1 protein-coding gene is annotated in these 20,004 nt (G+C 76.4%); it reads right to left on the bottom strand.

Annotation, left to right across the window (positions count from 1 at the left end):
* Positions 1-14 precede the first annotated feature (14 nt).
* Entirely contained in the window at positions 15-19,991 is a 19,977-nt protein-coding gene (locus tag ACGF12_RS10250) for a non-ribosomal peptide synthase/polyketide synthase (protein ID WP_393027848.1), read from the bottom strand.
* Positions 19,992-20,004: the final 13 nt, after the last annotated feature.

The raw sequence follows: 20,004 nt of genomic DNA on the forward strand, positions 1-20,004 counted from the left end.
GGGGTGGGCGGTGGTCACCGTCCTCCCCGGGCGTGCCGGGCAATGTGGCGCAGCGCGGCGGCGAACTCCTCGGCCGCCCGCCGCACGGTCGCGGTGTCGTGGACGGCGGGGCGGTGGTGCCAGGTGAAGGCGAGACGGCCGTGCTGCGCCGCGCCCACCACCTCGACCGGGTGCGAGCCGCCGTCGCGGGGGTCGTGGTCCTGGCCGAAGGAGCCGAGTTCGGCCCGGACCAGGCCGTCCCCGGCGGCCTCGGGGCGTGCGTCCCACTGGCCGAGGTAGTTGAAGACGACCTGGCCGTGCGCGCCGGCGGCCAGGCGCTCGCGGACCTCGGGCGGGCCGAAGGTGCGCAGGGCGCCGAAGCCCAGTCCGTTCCCCGGCACCTCGCGCAGCTGGCGGCGGACCGACTTCACCAGGGCGCGCCAGTCCCGGTCCGGGTCGAGGTCCTCGGGGGCGGGGACCTGGAAGGTGACCGGGTAGACGGTGGTGAACCAGCCGACCGTGCGGGACAGGTCCACGCCGTCCACCACGTCCTCGCGGCCGTGGCCCTCCAGGTCCAGCCGGATCCGCTGGTGCCCGGTCCAACGGGCCAGCGCCAGGGCGAGGGCGGCGAGCAGCACGTCGTTGACGCGGGTGCGGTAGGCCGCCGGGGCGGCGCGCAGCAGCGCCTCGGTGTCCGCCTCGTCCAGTTCCACGGTGACCGCCGCGGTCTCGACGGCCTCGGGCTCGACGGCTGCGAGCTCGACGGCTACGGGCTCGGCGACGGTCCCGGCCGGTGAACTCGGAGCCGGGTGGGCGGTCACCGCTTGCTCCCAGTACGGCAGTTCGTGGTCCAGACCGCCCTCGGCGACATGAGCGGCGAGCCGCTGCGCCCACTCCCGGAAGGAGGTGCCGCGCTCCCCCAGGGTGATCGTGGCACCCTGGACGGCCTGCCGGTAGGCGCTCTCCAGGTCGTCCCGCAGCACCCGCCAGGAGACGGCGTCGATCACCAGGTGGTGGGCGACCAGGAGCAGCAGGGCCGGGCGGCCCGGGGCGCCGGTGAACAGGGCCGCCCGCAGCAACGGGCCCCGGGCCAGGTCGAATCCGCCGTGCAGCTCGTCGGCGGCCTTGGCCATGGCCGCCTCGGCGTCCTCGGCGGACCGGCCGGTCAGGTCGTGGCGGACGAGGAGGTCGTCGATGCGGGCCGGCGGCGGGTTGAACTGGTGCCAGCCCGTCTCCTCGCGGGTGAAGCGCATCCGCAGGGCGTCGTGGTGCTCCAGCAGGGCGTCCAGCGCGGCCCGCAGCGCCCGCGGGTCCGGATCGGCGCCGAGTTCGAGCAGCGTCGACTGGTTGAAGTGGTGGTGGGCGGCGCGCGGGGTGGTGAGGAACCACTCCTGGATGGAGGTGAGCGGTACGTCGCCGGTCACCGGGCCGTCGTCGCCGGGTTCGGGGGCGTCGCGCACGACGGTGGCCAGTTCGGCCACGGTCTGGTGGGTGAACAGGTCCCGGGTGGCCAGGTGCAGGCCGTCCCGGCGCAGCCGCGACACCACCTGCATGCTGAGGATGGAGTCGCCGCCGAGCAGGAAGAAGTTGTCGTCGGCGCCGACCTCCTCGATGCCCAGGACGTCGGCCCAGATCCGGGCGATCCGGCGTTCGGTGTCGGTCTCCGGCGCGCGGTACGGACCGGCCGCGCCCTGGGCCGGCCCAGGGTCGGGCAGGGCCCGCCGGTCGGTCTTGCCGTTCGGGGTGAGCGGCAGCCGTGCCAGCGGCACGAACACCGACGGGACCAGGTGTGGTGGCAGCGACTCGGCCAGGTGGGCGCGCAGTTCCAGGGCGGAGGGGGGTTCCTGCGCCGGGTCGGCGGGGACGACGTAGGCGACCAGCCGGCCGCCGCCGGGGGCGTCGGCGCGGACGGTGACGACCGCGTCGCGCACCAGGGGGCTGCGGCGCAGCGCGCTCTCGATCTCCCCCGGCTCGATCCGGAAGCCGCGCAGCTTGATCTGGTCGTCGGCGCGGCCGGCGAACCGCAGCTGGCCGTCGGCGCCGCGGCGGGCGAGGTCGCCGGTGCGGTACATGCGTTCGCCCGGCGCGCCGTACGGGTCGGCGAGGAAGCGCCCGGCGGTCAGCCCCGGGCGGCCGAGGTAGCCGCGGGCGAGGCCTGGTCCGGCCAGATAGAGCTCCCCGGTCACGCCGGGCGGTACGGGCCGCAGGGCGGTGTCCAGGACGTAGGCGCGGGTGGCGCCGCTGGGGCGGCCGATCGCGGGGGTACCGGTGTCCGGTGTCAGCGGGCCGGTCCAGGTGGCGACCACCGTCGCCTCGGTCGGGCCGTAGGAGTTGACCATCCGGCGGCCGGGGGCCCAGGTGTCGACCAGGTCGGCCGGACAGGCCTCGGCGCCGACGATCAGGGTGCGCAGGGCGGGTAGCGCGTCGGCCGTCTCCGGGTCCACGGTGGCCAGAGCCGCCGGTGGGATCAGGGTGTGGCTGATCCGCCGCCCGGCCAGGACCTCGGCCAGTCGCTCGCCGACCAGCGGCCCCTCCTCCCCGGTGACCAGCGCGGCCCCGCTGAGCAAGGAGACGCACAGTTCCAGCACGGAGGCGTCGAAGCTGGGTGAGGCGAACTGGAGCACCCGGTCGCCCGGGCCGACGGCGTACTGCTCGGCGGCGGCCGCGGCGAAGGCGGTGAGTCCGCGGTGGGTCACCAGCACGCCCTTGGGCGTCCCGGTCGACCCGGAGGTGTAGATGACGTACGCCGGGTGTCCGGGGCTGAGCGGGCGGGTGCGGTCGGCGTCGGTGGGCGGGGTCCGCGGCCCGTCCGCGGTCCACACCCCGGCCGGGTCGTCGAGCAGCACGGTGGCACCGGCGTCGCGCGTCATGAACTCCCGCCGCGGCGCCGGGTAGTCCGGGTCCACCGGGAGGAAGGCGCCGCCGGCCTTGGCGACGGCGAGCTGCGCGACCACCGCGGCCGCGCCGCGGGGCAGGGCGAGGGCGACCAGCCTCTCCGGTCCGACGCCGCGCCGGATGAGCTGGTGGGCGAGCCGGTTGGCCGCCCGGTCCACCTCGGCGTAGCTCAGTTCCCGTTCGCCGTCGAGCAGCGCCGGGGCGTCGGGGGTGCGGGCGGCCTGACGCTCGAACAGCTCGGCGAGGGTCGCCTCGGGCACCGGACGGAAGGTGCCGCGCGCCCGGTCGAGCTCGGCGGCGAGTTCGTCCGCACCGGCCAGCGGCAGCGCGCCGACGGGAAGCGCCGGGTCCTGGGCGAGGGCGGTCAGCAGGGTGCCGAGTTGGCCGACCATCCGCTCGGCCGTGGCGGGGTCGAACAGGTCGGTGTTGTAGGTGAGCAGGCCGTGCAGCGCGCCGGAGTCCGTCTCGGCGAACTCGAGCACGAGGTCGAAGGCCGCCTGGGTGGACTCGCTCTCCACGTCCGTCACGGCGAGGCCCGGCAGGTCGAGGTCGACCGAGGGGGTGTTCTGCAGGACGACCAGGACCTGGAAGAGCGGGCTGCGGCTGGTGTCGCGCACCGGCTGCAGCTCGTCCACCACGCGCTCGAACGGCACGTCCTGGTGGGCGAAGGCGTCCAGGACGGTCCGCCGCACCTCGCCGAGGAGGTCGGTGAAGGGCTGCCGGGGTTCGACCCGGGAGCGCAGCACCAGGGTGTTGACGAAGAAGCCGACGAGGTCCTGGGTCTCGGGCCGGTCGCGCCCGGAGGTGACGGTGCCGACGGCGATGTCCTGGTCGCCGCTGAGCCGGGCGAGGTAGGCCTGGGCGGCGGCGACCAGCGTGGTGAACAGGGTGGCACCCCGGTCCCGGCCGACCCGGGCCAGCCGGCGGGCCGTGTCGGCGGGCAGGTCCATCCGGGCGGTGGCCCCGTTGCTGGTGCGCACCGCGGGCCGGGGCCGGTCGACGGGCAGGCGCAGCGGCTCGACGCCGGCCAGCTGCCCGGCCCAATAGGCGAGTTGGCCGTCGTCGGGGTCGACGACGACGCGCTGCCAGTGTGCGTAGTCGGCGTACTGCACCGGCAGCGGCGCCGGCCCGGGCTCCCCCGGGTCGAGTTCGGCTCGGTAGAGGTGGGCCAGGTCGGTGAGCAGGACGGCGGTCGACCAGCCGTCGGTGACGATGTGGTGCAGGGTCAGGGCCAGCACATGGTCGTCGTCGGCCAGCCTGACCAGGCCGGTGCGCAGCAGCGGTCCGCGGCGCAGGTCGAAGGGGCGGGCGCGTTCGGCGGCGAGCAGCCCGCGCAGCGCCGAATCCCGCTCCTGTTCCGGAAGTTCGGACAGGTCGTGCGGGTCCAGCGGCACCTCGCGCGGCGGGTGGACCAGTTGGACGCCATGGCCGTCGACGCTGTCGAAGGTGGTGCGCAGCGACTCGTGGCGGGCCGTCAGGGCGGTCAGGGCCGCGCCGAGGGCGCCGGTGTCCAGTGCGCCGCGCAGGCGCAGCGCCAGTGCGGTCACGTACTCGGCGCCGCCGGGGGCGAACTCCTCCAGGAACCAGAGGCGTTGCTGGGCGTAAGACATCGGCGCCGCGCCGTCCCGGGCGACCGGGACGACGGCCGGACGGCCCTCGCGGCTCTGGGCCTCGGTGAGCAGCCGGGCCAGGCCGGCCGGGGTGGGGTGGTCGAACACCGCCCGGGGGGTGAGGTCGGTGTCGAAGGCCTCGGCCAGTCGGGCGGCGAGCCGGATGCTGAGGATGGAGTCGCCGCCCAGTTCGAAGAAGCCGTCCTGCACGCCGGGCGGCGGGGTGTCCAGGACCTCCGCGAAGACCTCGGCGACGCGGCGCTCGGCCTCGGTGCGCGGCTCGACGTGCTCGCGGTGTCCGGTGCCGTGCTCCCGGTCCGGTGCCGGGAGGGCGCGCCGGTCGACCTTGCCGTTGCGGCTCAGCGGAAGGGCGGGGAGCGGGACGAAGGCGGCGGGGACGAGGTAGTCGGGCAGTGTGCGGGCGGCGAAGGCGCGCAGATCCTCCGGGTCGGCTCCGGCCGGGCCGACCACGTGGGCGACCAGCCGCTTGGCGCCGGAGTGGTCCTCGTGGACGGCCACGGCGACGTCGGTGACCCGCGGGTGGGCGGCGAGCGCGGCCTCCACCTCGCCGGGTTCGACCCGGAAGCCGCGGATCTTCACCTGGTCGTCGGCGCGGCCGAGGAACTCGACGGCGCCGTCCGGGCGCCGCCTGGCCAGGTCGCCGGTGCGGTACATCCGGGCACCGGGCGGGCCGGCCGGGTCGGCGAGGAAGCGGGCCGCGGTCTCGCCGGGCCGGCCCAGGTAGCCGCGGGCCACGCCCTCGCCGGCTACGTACAGTTCGCCCGCGCAGCCCGGCGGGACGGGCCGCAGGCGCCGGTCGAGGACGTGGACGCGCCGGTCGTCCAGGGGGCGGCCGATGGGCACGGTGTCGGGCACCGCCGCCGCCTCGGTGAGGGCGAAGGAGGTGGCGAAGGTGGTGGTCTCGGTGGGTCCGTAGCCGTCGACCACGGTCAGCCCGGGGCAGGCCGCCAGGACCCGGCGGACCGCGGCGGCGGGCACCGTGTCCCCGCCGGTCCAGAGCGTGCGCAGGCCCGCGAAGCAGTCCGGCGCGTCCTGCGCGAGCAGCCGGAAGAGTCCGGCGGTGAGCCACAGCGCGGTCGGCCCGTCGGCCCCGGCGAGCCTGCGCAGCAGCACGGCGTCCACCGGCCCGTCGGGGGCGACGAGCACGCAGCCGCCGTTCAGCAGCGGTGCCCAGACCTCGAAGGTGGCGGCGTCGAAGGCCACCGGTGAGTGCAGCAGGACCCGCTCGCACCGGCCGTCGGCGAAGCGGCTGTCGGTGGCGAGCGAGGCCACGTCGCGGTGCCGTACCGCGACGGCCTTGGGCTCCCCGGTCGATCCGGAGGTGAACATCACGTAGGCCAGCCGGTCGGGGTCGGCCGACGGCAGGGCCGGCGCCGGCTCCGCCGCCTCCGCGCGGGCGGCGGCGACCTGCTCGGCGGTGAGCCGGCGGGCGGCGCCCGCCCGGGCGAGCAGGGCGCGGCGGCGCTCCTCGGGGGCCCGCAGGTCGACCGGCAGGTAGGCGCCGCCCGCCTTGAGGACGGCCAGTTGGGCGACGACGAGTTCGGCCGAGCGGTCCATCGGCAGCGCCACCCGGGCCTCGGGCGCCAGGCCCTCGGCCAGCAGCCGGGCGGCCACCCGGTCCGACCAGTGGTCGAGCTCGCGGTAGGTCAGTTCGCGGGCGCCGTCGCGCACCGCGGGCGCGTCGGGGCTGCGCCGGGCCTGCTCGGCGAAGCACGTCAGCGGGCTGCCGGGCGCCGCCGGACGGGCGGTGGGGTGCCAGGCGGCCAGTAGCTGCCGGTCGGCCGGGGTGAGCGGGTCCAGGTCGTCGATGGCGCCCGCGAGGCCCTCGGCGAGGGCGCCGAGCAGGCGGGCCAGGCGGTCCGCCGCGTCCTGGGCCGTCCGGTGGTCGAACAGCCCGGGGTCGTAGGCCAGGTCGAAACCGAGCCGCTCGGTCAGGTGGGCGCGCAGGCACCAGGGGAAGGTGGTGGCGTCGTCGGCGCGCACCTCGACCACCCGGACCCCGGTCCTGGCCGCGGCCGACTCGTCGACGGGGTAGTTCTCGAAGACCAGCATGCTGTCGAACAGCGCCTCCCCGGCAGGCAGTTCGCTCAGCGTCTGGACCCGGGACAGCGCCAGGTGGTCGTGGCGACGGCCGTCGCTCTGCCGTTCCTGCAGGTCCCGCAGCCAGGGCAGCACAGCGCCGGAGGGTGTCCGCGCCCTGGTCGGCACGGTGTTGATGAACAGGCCGACCATCGACTCCACGCCGGGCAGTTCGGCCGGGCGCCCGGACACGGTGGTGCCGAAGACCACGTCGTCGCCACCGCCGTAGCGCGCCAGCAGCAGGGCCCAGGCGCCCTCCACCACGGTGTTGACGGTCAGTCCGGCCGCGGCGGCGTTCTCCCGCAGCCGGCGGGACAGCGCCTCGTCCAGTTCGCGGTGGACGGCGGAGGTGGCTCGGGCGCGGTGGGCCTGGAGCGGCGGGCGGTCGTACGGCAGCGGGGTCCGTTCGGTGAATCCGGCCAGGGCGTCGGCCCAGTGGTCCTCGGCCGCGTCCTGGTCCTGCTCGCGCAGCCAGTCCAGGAAGTCCGCGAACGGCCGCCGGACCGGCCGGGGCGCCTGGGGGCCGCCGGTCAGCGCGGCGTACTCCTCGCAGACCTCGGTGAGCAGCTGCCCGGTGCTCCAGCCGTCCAGCACGATGTGGTGGGTGGACCACAGCAGCAGCACCTCGTCGCCGGGCAGCGCGGCCAGGGTGAGCCGGGTGAGCGGAGCGGTGGAGAGCTCCAGCCCGGCGGCGCGGTCCTCGGCGAGCAGCCGCTCGGTCGCCGACTCCCGTTGCTCCGGCGCCAGTTCGCTCCAGTCCCGGTGGCTGACGGGCAGCGCGGCGCGGCGGGCGACCAGCTGGACGGGGTGCGGCAGGCCTCGCCAGTGCACACTGGAGCGCAGCGCTGGGGTGCGGTCGGCGACCCGCTGCCAGGCGTCGGCGAAGGCCCGCGGGTCGGCGACGCCGGCCAGCCGCACCGCGACCCGGTCGACGTAGGCGCCGTCGGTGTCCACCAGCCCGTGGAAGAGCATGCCGGACTGCAGCGGGGTCAGCGGCAGCACGTCCTCGACCTCGCGCCCGTCGCCGACCAGCCGGTCCAGCCGGTCCTGGTCGAGGCCGGCGAGCGGGAAGTCCGACGGGGTGCGGCCGCCGGCCCCGGGGCGGGCGCAGTGCTCCGCCACCTCCCGCAGCGCGGCGCGCATCTGCTCGGCGAGGCCGCGCACGAGGGCCTCGTCGTAGACGGCGGCGGGGTAGGTCCAGCCCAGTTCGAGGCGGCCGTCCTGGACGACGCCGGTGACCTCCAGCAGGTAGGGGCGGGGCTCGTCCGGGTCGCTGTCGCGGCCGGCCGGAGGCAGCTGGCCGCGGACCAGGCCGTCGGCGCCGCCGCGGCCGTCCCACTGGCCGTGGTAGTTGAAGCCGACCTGCGGCGCGGCGTGGCCGGTCAGCGGGCTGTCCGGCCGCAGGTGGCGCAGCGCGCCGTAGCTGAGTCCGCGCAGCGGGACGGCGCGCAGCTGCTCCTTGACCGAGCGCAGGGTGTGGTGCCAGCCGGCCTGGGGATCGACGTGCAGGGCGAGCGGGAACTCGGCGGTGAACCAGCCGACCGTCCGGGACAGGTCCAGGTCCTCGAAGAGGTCCTCGCGGCCGTGCCCCTCCACCCCGATCAGCACGGTGTCCCGCTCGCACCAGCGGGCCAGGGTGCGGCCGAGGGCGCTGAGCAGGACGTCGTTGACCTGGGTGCGGTAGACCTCGGGGACGTGGCGCAGCAGGGCCTCGGTGGTCCGCTCGTCCAGCGTGACGGTGACGGTGGCGGCGGTGGCGTGGGTGTTGGGGGCGGGCCGGCCGGCGGGCAGGCCCGCGGGGGCCGTGCCGGTGGCGGTCCAGTGGGCGGTGTCGCCGTCGAGGGCGCCGGCGCGGGTGTGCCGCTCCAGCCGGGTGGCCCAGTGGCCGTAGGCGGTGCCGGCCGACGGCAGTTCCACCGGTGCTCCGGTGCGGGCCGCGCGGTAGGCCGTTTCGAGGTCGGCCAGCAGGATGCGCCAGGAGACCCCGTCCACGGCCAGGTGGTGGACGGTGAGGACGAGTTGGCCGGGCAGCTGCCCGCCGCGGTCGAAGTGCAGGGCGCGCACGGTGCGGCCCTCGACGGGGTCGAGCGAGCGCTGGGCCTCCTCGGTGGCCCGCTGCACCCGCTCCTCCAGGGCGGTGGCGTCGAGGCCGCTGGCGTCGTGGCGGCTGAGGACGCCCTCCGGCCGCCGGTCCGCCACCTCCTGGCGCCAGCCGGCCCCGGTGCGGCGGAAGCGGGTGCGCAGCGCGGCGTGGTGGTCCACGAGGGCCAGGACGGCTTGGCGCAGGGCCTCCGGGTCGGTGCCGGGGGCGAGTTCCAGGCGCTGGGTCATGGTGAAGCGCAGGGCGTCGCCGGGGCGGCGGCCGTCCAGGTACCAGTGCTGGATCGGGGTGAGCGGCGCCTCGCCGGGTGCGCTCTCGCCCGGGTCCGGGCGCTCGACCGACTCCGTGACGTTGAGCGCCAGTTCGGCGATGTTCTGGTGCCGGAAGACGTCCTTGGCGGTGAGGGCGAGCCCGGCGGCCCGGGCCCGGGAGACGATCTGGATGCTGAGGATGGAGTCGCCGCCGAGCGCGAAGAAGTTGTCCCGGGCGCCGACCCGCTCCACGCCCAGCACCTCGGCCCAGATCGCGGCGAGTCGCTGCTCGGTGCCGGGGCGCGGTGCGACGTACGGGGTGGCGCTGTCGGGCCGGCTCGGCGGGGCGGGCAGCGCGCGTCGGTCCGTCTTGCCACTGGTGGTGCGGGGGATCCGGGCCAGCGGGACGAACGCGGCGGGCACCAGGTGGTCGGGCAGGGTCCGCCGCAGCCAGGCCCGCAGTTCGTCGGCGGGCGGCACCCGGGCGCCGGCCGGCACCGGGTAGCCGACGAGCATCGTGCGGCCCGCGTGCTCGCGGGCGGCGACCGCGCAGTCGGCGAGGTCCGGGTGGGTCAGCAGGGCGGCCTCCACCTCGCCGGGCTCGATCCGGAAGCCGCGGATCTTGAGCTGCTCGTCGACCCGGCCGAGGAACTCCAGCTGCCCGTTCGCGTCCCAGCGGGCCGAGTCGCCGGTGCGGTACATCCGGGTGCCCGGGGCGCCGAACGGGTCGGCGAGGAAGCGGGCGGCGGTCAGCCCGGGCCGGTTCAGGTAGCCGCGGGCCACCTGGGCACCCGCCAGGTACAGCTCCCCCGGCATGCCGGGCGGGACCGGCCGCAGGGTGCCGTCGAGCAGGTAGGCCCGCAGGTTGCGGCCGGGGCGGCCGATGACCGGGCGGCCGGGGTGGTCGGCGCACCGGGCGTAGGCGGCGTCGACGGTGCACTCGGTCGGCCCGTACAGGTTGTAGGCGGTGACGCCGAAGTCGGCGTGTGCCGCGCACAGCTCCCGCCAGGTGGCGGCGGGCAGGGCCTCGCCGCCGATCAGCAGCAGGCGGGGGTGGTGCGGGCCGGGTGCGAGCAGGCCGGCGGCGATGAGTTCGCGCAGGAAGGAGGGGGTGACGTTGACCACGTCCAGCCGGCGTTCGACGACCAGGGCGCGGAACGCCTGCGGGTCCAGCCGGACGTCCTCGTCGATCAGGTGGAGTTCCTGGCCCAGCACAAGCAGCAGCGGGCTCTCCCAGCTGGTGTCGAAGGAGAGGGAGGCGCTGAGCGCGACCCGCAGCCGGCTGCCGTCGGCGGTGCGCGGCGTGACCAGTTCCTCGCGGTGGTCCCGGCAGAAGTTGAGCAGTTGCCGGTGCTCGACGGCAACGCCCTTGGGTCGGCCGGTCGAGCCGGAGGTGAAGACGACGTAGGCGGTGTGCTGCGGCAGCAGCGGGCAGGTCCGGTCGGCGTCGGTGAGGTCGTGGTCGGGCAGCGTGTCCCAGGGCACCTCGCGCAGCATCCGCTCGGTCACCACGGCCTGCGGCCGGGCGTCGTCGAGCAGGAGGGCGGCCCGTTCCTCCGGCAGATCCTGGTCGACGAAGAGCACGGCGGCGCCCGCCTTGAGCACCGCGAACAGCGCCACCACCAGGTCCGAGGTGCGCGGCAGCCGGACCGCGACCAGCTGCTCCGGGCCGGCGCCGAGGGCGACCAGGTGGCGGGCGAGCCGGTTGGCCCGGGCGTTGAGGGCGGCGTAGTCGAGGACGGTGTCCCGGGCGACCAGGGCGGTGGCGTGCGGGGTGCGGGCGACCTGCGACTCGAACAGGGCCGGAAAGGTGGTGTCCGGCTCCGCGGGCAACTCCTCGCCCCGCCCAAGTGTCAGTACCCGATGCCGCTGGTCGGCCGTCATCAGGGGCAGGTCGCCGACGGCCGTGGCCGGGTCCTCGGCCGCGGCCTCCAGCAGGGCCCGCAGCCAGGCCGCCAGGTTCTCGGCGGTCCGCGGGTCGAACAGCCCGGTGTTGTACTCCAGGTGGCCGGTCAGTCCGCCGTCGCCCTCGACGAAGTCGAAGGAGAGGTCGAAGGTGGCGCCCAGGACCGGCGGGGTGACCGGCTCGACCACCAGGCCCGGCAGCCGCGGCACCTCGGCGCCGAGGTTGTGCAGGGCCACCATGACCTGGAACAGCGGTGTGCGGCTGGTGTCGCGCTCCGGCTGGAGCTCGTCCACCAGCCGTTCGAAGGGCGCCTCCTGGTGGCCGAGGGCCTCCAGGACGGTGGCCCGGGCGGCGGCCAGCAGCTCGCGGAAGGACGACTCCGGCCGGACCTCGCCGCGCAGCACCAGGGTGTTGACGAACATGCCGACCACGTCGTGGAGTTCGCCGTGCTCGCGGCCCGAGGTGACGGTGCCGACGGCGATGTCCCGCTGCCCGGCCCAGCGGGCGAGCAGCACCTGACAGGCCGCCAGCAGCACGGTGTAGAGGGTGCCGTCGACCTCCCGGCCCCGCTCGCGCAGCCGTGCGGTCAGCTCGGCGGGCAGCGTGAAGGTGACCAGGGCGCCGTCCCGGCCGCGCACCGCCGGGCGCGGCCGGTCGGTGGGCAGCTCCAGCGGGGCCAGCCCGGCCAGGGTCCGCCGCCAGTACGCGAGGTCGGCCTCGGTCCGGTCGGTGCGGGCGCGCTGCCAGGCCGCGAAGTCGGTGTAGCGCACGGGCAGTGCGGGCAGGTCCGGGCGGCGGCCGCCCAGGGCCGCCGCGTACAGCTCGGCCAGGTCACGGCCCAGGACGTCCATCGACCAGCCGTCGGTGGCGATGTGGTGCACCGCCAGCGCGAGCACGTGCTCGTCCTCGGCCGTCCGGGCCAGCCGGGCCCGCAGCAGGGGCCCGGCGGCGAGGTCGAAGGGGGTGGCGGCGATCCGCTCCAGCAGCGCGTCGAGGCCCGCCGGGTCGAGGTCCTCGCAGGGCAGCTCGACCGGGTGCGGCGGGCGCACCACCTGTCGGGCCCGGCCGTCCCGCTCGGCGAAGGTGGTCCGCAGCGCCTCGTGCCGCTCGACCAGGGCGTCCAGCGCGGCGCCCAGTGCGGCGCGGTCGAGCACTCCGCGCAGGCGCAGCACGGCCAGCGTGGTGTACTCGGTGCTGCCCGGCTCGAAGCGGTCGAGGAACCAGAGCCGCTGCTGGGCGTAGGACAGCGGCGGTTCGGCGTCCGCGCCTTCGACAGGAGGTGTCGCGAGGACGGGGATGGCGGCGGGGGCGGTGCCGGCCGGCTCGCTGAGGGCTTCGGCCAGGTCCGCCAGCACGGGGTGGGTGAACAGCAGTCGGGGCGAGAGGTCCGCGCAGCCGAAGGCCGCGCGCAGCCGGGCGGTGACCCGGACGGCGAGGATGGAGTCGCCGCCGAGGGCGAAGAAGTCGTCCTCGACGCCGGCCTCGGCGGTGTCCAGCACCTCCGTCCAGGCGGCGGCGACCAGCCGCTCGGCGCGGGTGCGGGGTGCGGTGCGCGTACGGCCGGCGGCGAAGCCGTCCGGACCGGGCACGGGCAGCGCGCGCCGGTCGAGCTTGCCGTTGGGGGTCAGCGGCAGGGCCGTCATCGGGACGTAGGCGGCGGGTACCAGGTAGGCGGGCAGCAGCCGTTCCAGGTGGGTGCGGAGTTCGGCGGCGGTCGGGGGCCGGTCCGCGCCCCGGCCGGCGACGACGTGGGCGACCAGTCGGCGGGTGCCGGCGGCGTCCTGGTAGACGCCGACGGTGGCGAGGCCCACGCCCGGGTGGGTGTGCAGGGCGGCCTCGATCTCGCCGGGTTCGATCCGGTAGCCGCGGATCTTGACCTGCTGGTCGGCGCGGCCCAGGTAGCGCAGGGTGCCGTCGGCCTGGCGGCGGACCCGGTCGCCGGTGCGGTACATCCGGGTGCCCGGGGCGCCGAACGGGTCGGCGAGGAAGCGGGTGGCGGTCAGCCCGGGCCGGTTGAGGTAGCCGCGGGCCAGGCCCTCGCCCGCGACGTACAGTTCGCCCACCGCGCCGGGGGGCACCGGGGCGAGGTCGGCGTCGAGCACGTACAGCCGCAGGTCCGGGATGCCGGTGCCGATCGGGCCCGGGCCGCCGGCGGCGGCGGTCGCCCGGTCCAGCGGGGCGTGGGTGACGTGCACGGTCGTCTCGGTGATGCCGTACATGTTGACCAGTCGCGGCGCGTCCTGCGGGTGGCGGGCGTACCAGTCGGCGAGCCGGGTGACGTCCAGCGCCTCACCGCCGAAGACCACCGTGCGCAGGGCGAGTTCGCGCGGGTTCTCGGCGTCCGCGCGGATCAGCGGGTAGAACGCGGACGGGGTCTGGTTGAGCACGGTGACCCGCTCGTCGGCGAGCAGCCGCAGGAAGTCCTCCGGCGAGCGGGCGGTGGACTCGGGCACGACGACGAGCCGGCCGCCGTGCAGCAGCGGGCCCCACAGCTCCCACACCGAGAAGTCGAAGGTGTAGGAGTGGAAGAGCGTCCAGACGTCCTGGGCACCGAAGCCGAACAGCTCCCGGGTCTGCTCGAACAGCCGCACCACGTTGGCGTGGGGCACCACGACGCCCTTGGGGCGGCCGGTGGAGCCGGAGGTGAAGATGGCGTAGGCGGGGTTGTCGGGAAGTGGCCGGTGACCGGGGGCGGGCGGTCCGGCCGGGCGACGGGCCAGGTCGGCGCGCACCCGCGGGTCGTCCAGCGCGAGGACGGGCACCTCGGCGGTTTCGGCCGAGGACGTCACCAGGGCCACCGGGGCGGCATCGCACAGCAGTTGGGCGCGGCGCTCGGCCGGCAGGCCCGGGTCGAGCGGCAGATAGGCCGCGCCGGTCTTGAGGACGGCGAGGACGGCCACCACCAGCTCGGCCGTCCGGGGCAGGGCGAGGGCGACGAACCGCTCGGGCCCGGCGCCGAGTTCGGCCAGCCGGTGGGCGAGCCGGCCGGCCCTGGCGTCCAGGGTGGCGTAGTCGAGGTGCTCGGCTCCGCAGGTGACCGCCTCGGCGTGCGGGATGCGGGCGGCCTGCGCCTCGAAGAGGTCCACCAGGGTGTGGGCGGGCCGGCCGTGCGCGGTGCCGTTCCGGTCGACCAGCAGGCGGTGCCGCTCCTCGACGGTGGTCCAGGCCAGGGCGCGCAGCGGGCGGTCCAGTCCCCCGGCCAGTTCGGTGAGCAGCAGGCACAGCCGCTCGGCGAGGCCGCGGACGGTCCCGGCGTCGAACAGCTCCGGGTCGTAGGCCAGGTCGAAGCCGAGGTGCACCCCCTGGTGGGCGCGCAGGACCAGCGGGTAGTTGGTGGCGTCCCGGGAGGAGACCTCCGCGAGGCGCACCCCGGTGCCGGCCGTGCGGGCGTCGTCGAAGGGGTAGTTCTCGAAGGCGACGATGCTGTCGAACAGCGCGCTGCCGCGCGGTACGTCGCTGAACCCGGTGAGCTCGGCGAGGGACACCGCAGCGTGGCGCCGGCCCTCGGCCTGGGCCTCCTGCAGTTCCCGCAGCCAGGCGGCGGCGGGGCGGCGGCCGTCCACCCGGACCCTGGTGGGCAGGGTGTTGATGAACATGCCGATCATCGACTCGACGCCGGGCAGTTCCTCGGGGCGGCCGGAGACGGTCGTGCCGAACAGGACGTCCGGCTCGCCGCTGTAGCGGGACAGCAGGAGTGCCCAGGCTCCCTGGACCACGGTGCCGAGGGTCAGCCCGGCCTGCCGGGCGGTGCGGGCCAGGCGCTCGGAGGCCTCCTCGGACAGGCGCGCGGTGTGGGTGTCCGCCGACCGGGCCCGGTGGGCCCCCCGGCGCACCCGGTCGGCGGGCAGCGGGGTCGCGGTGGCGAAGCCCGCCAGGACGCCCCGCCAGTGCGCGCGGGCGGCCTCGTCGTCCTGGTCGGCCAGCCAGCGGACGTAGTCGGCGAACGGGCGGCGCACGGCCGGGGTCGGCGCACCCCCGGTGGCCAGGGCCTGTCCGGCGGATCTTGCCGGATCCGACGACATCCGCCGGACAGGCCCCAGCGCCGCGTACTCCTCGAACACGTCGGTGAGCACCTGGGCCAGGCTCCAGCCGTCCAGGATCAGGTGGTGGGAGGTCCACAGCAGCTGCAGGCGGGCCTCGGGCAGCCGGACCAGGGTGAGCCGGGTCAGCGGCGCCGTGGCGATGTCCAGCCCCTGGGCGAGGTCGTCGGCGCGCAGCCGGGCCAGCCGGTCGGCGCGCTCGCGCGGGTCGAGCGCCCGCAGGTCCAGGTGGGTCACCGGCAGCCGGACGCCGCGGCGCACCACCTGCAGCGGGCGGGGGACGCCCTCCCACCGCACGGAGGTGCGCAGCGCGGGCGTGCGGTCGGCGACCCGCTGCCAGGCGAGGGCGAACGCGTGCGGGTCGCCCACGCCCTCCAGCAGCAGGGCGGCCTGGTCCACGTAGACGTCGTCCGGGCCGCCGACCAGGCGGTGGAAGAGCATGCCCTCCTGGAGCGGGGTGAGCGGCAGCAGGTCCTCGACGTCCCGCCCGTCGCCGACGATCCGGTCCACGGCGGCCTGGTCGAGGCCGGCCAGCGGGAAGTCGGAAGGGGTGCGGCCGCCCGCGTCGGGGCGGGCGCAGTGCTCGACGACGGCGGTCAGCGCGTCGGCGGTGGCCCGGGCCAGGGCCTGGACGGTGGCCGTCTCGTGTGCCTGGTCGCTGTAGTGCCAGGTGAGTTCCAGCTCGCCGTCGGCGACCACGGCGGAGACGTCGAGCAGGTGGTCCAGCGGCTCGTGCGGGGCGAGGTCCCGGCCGGGGGTGTCGCCGGCGGGGGCGAAGTCGCCGGCCGCGGGGGCGGTCCACTGCCCGTGGTAGTTGAAGCAGACCTGTGGCAGCGGGACGTCCCGCAGGGGGCGGGCGGCCGGGTCGGGTGAGCCCAGGCGGGCGAGGGCCTCGTAGCCCAGGCCGCGGCGGGGTACGGCCCGCAGCCGCTCCTTGACCTGCTTGAGCGTGGCGGCCCAGTCCGGCGCGTCGGCCGGGCCGACCGGGGTGAGGGTGACGGGGTACTGGGTGGTGAACCAGCCGACGGTCCGGGAGAGGTCCAGCCCGTCGAACAGGTCCTCCCGGCCGTGGCCCTCCAGTGCGACGGTGACTTCCCCGGTGCCGGTCCAGTCGGCGAGGGCCCGGCCCAGTGCGCTCAGCAGGACGTCGTTGACCTGGGTCCGGTAGACCTCGGGGACCTTCCGCAGCAGCGCCTCGGTGGTGGCGCGGTCCAGCCGGGTGCGCAGGGTGCGCACGGAGCCGGCCGACGGGGTGCCTCCGGGGTGGTCGACGGGCAGCGGCTCGGCCGGTGCCCCCGCTTCGGCCGTCCAGTACGGCAGGTCCTCGTCGAGCCCGCCGGACCGGACCAGTTCGCTGAGGTCGCGGGCCCAGTCGGTGAACGGGGTGGGCTCGGGTGCCAGGAGCGGTTCGGCGCCCGCCGCCGCCTGCCGGTAGGCCTGTTCCAGGTCGGCGAGCAGTACCCGCCAGGAGAAGCTGTCCACGGCCAGGTGGTGGGCCGTCAGGAAGAGCTGGGGACGGGCCTCGCCTGCCGGGCCCGGACGGACGTCGCGCAGCAGGACGGCGCGCAGCAGTTCGCCGGTGGCCGGGTCGAGGGCGGCGCGGGCGGCGTCGGCGGCCTCGGCCCGGTCCGCCGCCGGATCGAGCCGGGTCAGCGGGGCGGTGTCCGGGGCCTCGACCGGCTGCTGGCGCCAGCCGTCCGCGCCCAGGGTGAACCGGGTGCGCAGCGCCGGGTGGGCGGACACGACGGCCCGCAGCGCCCGTTCCAGGGCCGGTTCGTCGAGCTGCTGCGGCAGGTCGAGCAGCATCGACATGCTGAAGCGGCTCTGTGGGCCGTGGGCGGCGAAGAACCATTCCTGGACCGGGGTCAGCGGGGCCGGTCCGTCCCCGTGCCGCGGCCGGGGGGCGGCCGCGGCGGTGGCCGGGCGGACCGCGGCGACCAGGTCGGCGACGGTCTGGTGGCGGAAGACGTCCTGGGAGCCGATCCGCAGGCCGGCCGCGCGGGCGCGGGAGACCGCCTGGATGCTCAGGATGGAGTCGCCGCCGAGCTCGAAGAAGTTGTCCGTGACACCGACCCTGGGCACGCCCAGCACCTCGGCCCAGATCCGGGCGAGGGTCTCCTCCTCGGGGGTGCGCGGCGCGGTGAACTCCCCTTCCCGAACGCCGGTTTCGGGTTCGGGGGCGGGCAGCGCGCGACGGTCCAGCTTGCCGCTGACGGTGAGCGGCAGGGCGTCCAGCTCGGTGAAGGAGGACGGCACCAGGTGGTCGGGCAGCACCCGCCGCAGGGCCGCCCTCAGGTCTGCGGCCGGGCGGGCCGCTCCCTCGGCGAGGACCAGGTAGGCGGCCAGCCGGATGTGGCCGCGCGCGTCGGGCACGGCGGCGACGGCGGCGGCGGTGACCTCGGGCAGGTCGAGCAGCGCGGCCTCGACCTCGCCGGGTTCGATCCGGTGGCCGCGCACCTTGACCTGGTCGTCGGCGCGCCCGAGGTACTCCAGGCGCCCGTCGGCGGTCCAGCGGGCAAGGTCGCCGGTGCGGTACATCCGGCTGCCGGGCGGGCCGAAGGGGTCGGCGAGGAAGCGGGCGGCGGTCAGCCCCGGCCGCCCGAGGTAGCCGCGGGCGATCTGCCGGCCCGCCAGGTGGAGTTCGCCGCTCACCCCGGGCGGCACCGGTTGCAGCCGGCCGTCCAGGACGTACGCCCGGACGTTGGGCAGCGGACGGCCCACCAGCGGCCGGTCCGCTCCGGCGATCCGGCAGGCCAGCGCGTCGACCGTGCACTCGGTGGGGCCGTAGTAGTTGTAGGCGGCGGTGTCCGGGCGCCCGGCGAGTTCGCGCCAGAGCCGGGGCCCGACCGCCTCGCCACCGAGCATCAGCACCCGCGGGCGGTGCCGCGGGTCGTCGAGCAGCCCGGCGGGCAGCAGTTGGCGCAGGTAGGAGGGGGTCACGTCGAGGAAGTCGACGCGGTGCCGCACGACGTACTCGACCAGGGCCGCCGGGTCCATCCGGGTCGCCTCGTCGACCAGGTGCAGCGGGTGGCCGTCGGCCATCAGCAGCACGCCCTCCAGGGAGGTGTCGAAGGAGAACGAGGCGGTCAGCGCCACGCGCAGCGGTCCGCCGCCGGTGTCGGCGACGAAGCCCGCCCGGTGGGCGGCCAGCAGGTTCACCAGCGCCCGGTGCGGGACGGCGACGCCCTTGGGGCGGCCGGTGGAGCCGGAGGTGTGGAGCACGTACGCGGTGTTCGCCGGGTGCAGCGGGGCGCTCCGGTCGGCGTCGGTGGGGTCGGTGTCCGGCCCGGTGGCGGGCAGCGCGCGCAGCGCCGCCTCGTCCAGGACCAGGGCCGGGCGGGCGTCGTCCAGGAGTTGGCGGACCCGCTCGGCCGGCAGCGCCGGGTCCAGCGGCAGGTAGCCGGCGCCGGCCTTCCAGACGGCGACCATCGCGATGACCATGTCGGCGGTGCGCGGCAGGCGCAGTGCGACGAGTCGTTCGGGGCCGGCGCCGAGCGCGATGAGGTGGTGGGCGAGCCGGTTGGCGCGGGCGTTGAGCGTCGCGTAGTCGAGGCACGCCGTCCCGGCGACCAGCGCCGGGGCGTCCGGGGTCAGCGCCGCCCGGCGTTGCAGCAGTTCGGGGTAGGTGGTGTCCGCCACGGGCAGTTCGGTGGCGTTCCACTCCCGGGTCAGCTGCCCGGTCTCCCGCGCGGAGAGCAGCGGCAGGGTGCCGATCGGGCGGTCCGGTTCGGCGGCGGCGCCCTCCAGCAGCCGCAGCAGCTGGTCGGTCATCCGTCGTGCGGTGCCGGCGTCGAAGAGGTCGGCGCGGTACTCCAGCGCACCGGTGAGCGCCTCGCCGTCCGGGACGAACTCCACACTGAGGTCGAAGGTGGCGGCCTGTCGGGGCACGGCGACCGGGGAGAGCGCCAGCCCGTGCGGGGCGTCGGCCGCGGACGGCGCCGGGTGCAGCAGGACGAGTACGTCGAACAGCGGGTTGCGGCCGGCCTCGCGGGGCGCGCCGACCGCCTCGACCAGCCGCTCGAAGGGCGTGTCACCGTGCGCGAGCGCGTCGTTGCCGGTCTCGGTGGCGGCCGCCAGCAGCGCGCGGAAGGAGCCGGCGGACTCCACCCGGGTGCGCAGCACCACGGTGTTGACGAAGCAGCCGACGGCCCGCTCCAGCTCGGTGCGGGAGCGCCCGGGTGTCAGGGAGCCGACGGTGACGTCCTCCTGGCCGGACCAGCGGGCCAGCAGGGCCTGGGTGGCGGCGACCAGGACGGTGTGGAGCGTGCCGTGCCGCTCGGCCGCGAGTTCGCGCAGCCGGGTGGTGAGCCGGGCGGGCACGGTGAAGGTGTGGACGGCTCCGGGGCCCGCCTCCTCGCCGCGGCGCGGCCGGTCCAGCGGCAGCTCGGGCGGCACCGCTCCGGCCAGCTTCCCCTTCCAGTACGTCAGCTGTCTGTCCAGTCGGTCGCCGGAGAGCTGCTCGCGCTGCCAGACCGCGAAGTCCGGGTACTGGGTGGCCACCGGGGGCAGCTGCGGTCGCACGCCCCGGGCCAGGGCGTCGTAGGCGGTGCACAGCTCGTCCAGGACGACGCCCATCGACCAGCCGTCGGTGACGATGTGGTGCGCGGTCAGTTGCAGGACGTGCGAGGTGTCGGACTCGCGCACCAGCAGGGCGCGCAGCAGCGGCCCCTGCCGCAGGTCGAAGGGGCGGGAGTACTCCTCGCGCAGGAGCGTGTCGAGGTCCTGCGGCCCGCTGCTCTCCCGGACCGGCAGCGGCGGCGGCTCGGCCGGCCGTACGGTCTGGACCGGCCGGCCGTCGGTCTCGTCGAAGGTGGTCCGCAGCCCCTCGTGGCGCGCCGTGACGGCGGCCAGCGCCCCGGCGAGCGCGGTGCGCTCCAGCGGGCCGGTGAACCGGACGGCGACGGCGCTGTTGTAGCGGGGGTCGCCGGGCCGCAGCCGGTCCAGGAACCACAGGCGCTGCTGGACGAAGGAGGGCGGCAGCGGGAGGCCGCGGTCGGCGCGCGGGATGCCCCCCTCGGCGGCGCCGGACCGTCCGGCCAGCCGGAGCCGCAGGGCTTCCCGCAGGTCGGCGGGCAGGGCCGCGGCGCGGTCTCGCTTCGAAGGCGTCATGGTCGTCGGATCC

This window comes from Kitasatospora sp. NPDC048296, from assembly GCF_043201815.1.
In the GTDB taxonomy this organism is placed as follows: Bacteria; Actinomycetota; Actinomycetes; order Streptomycetales; family Streptomycetaceae; genus Kitasatospora.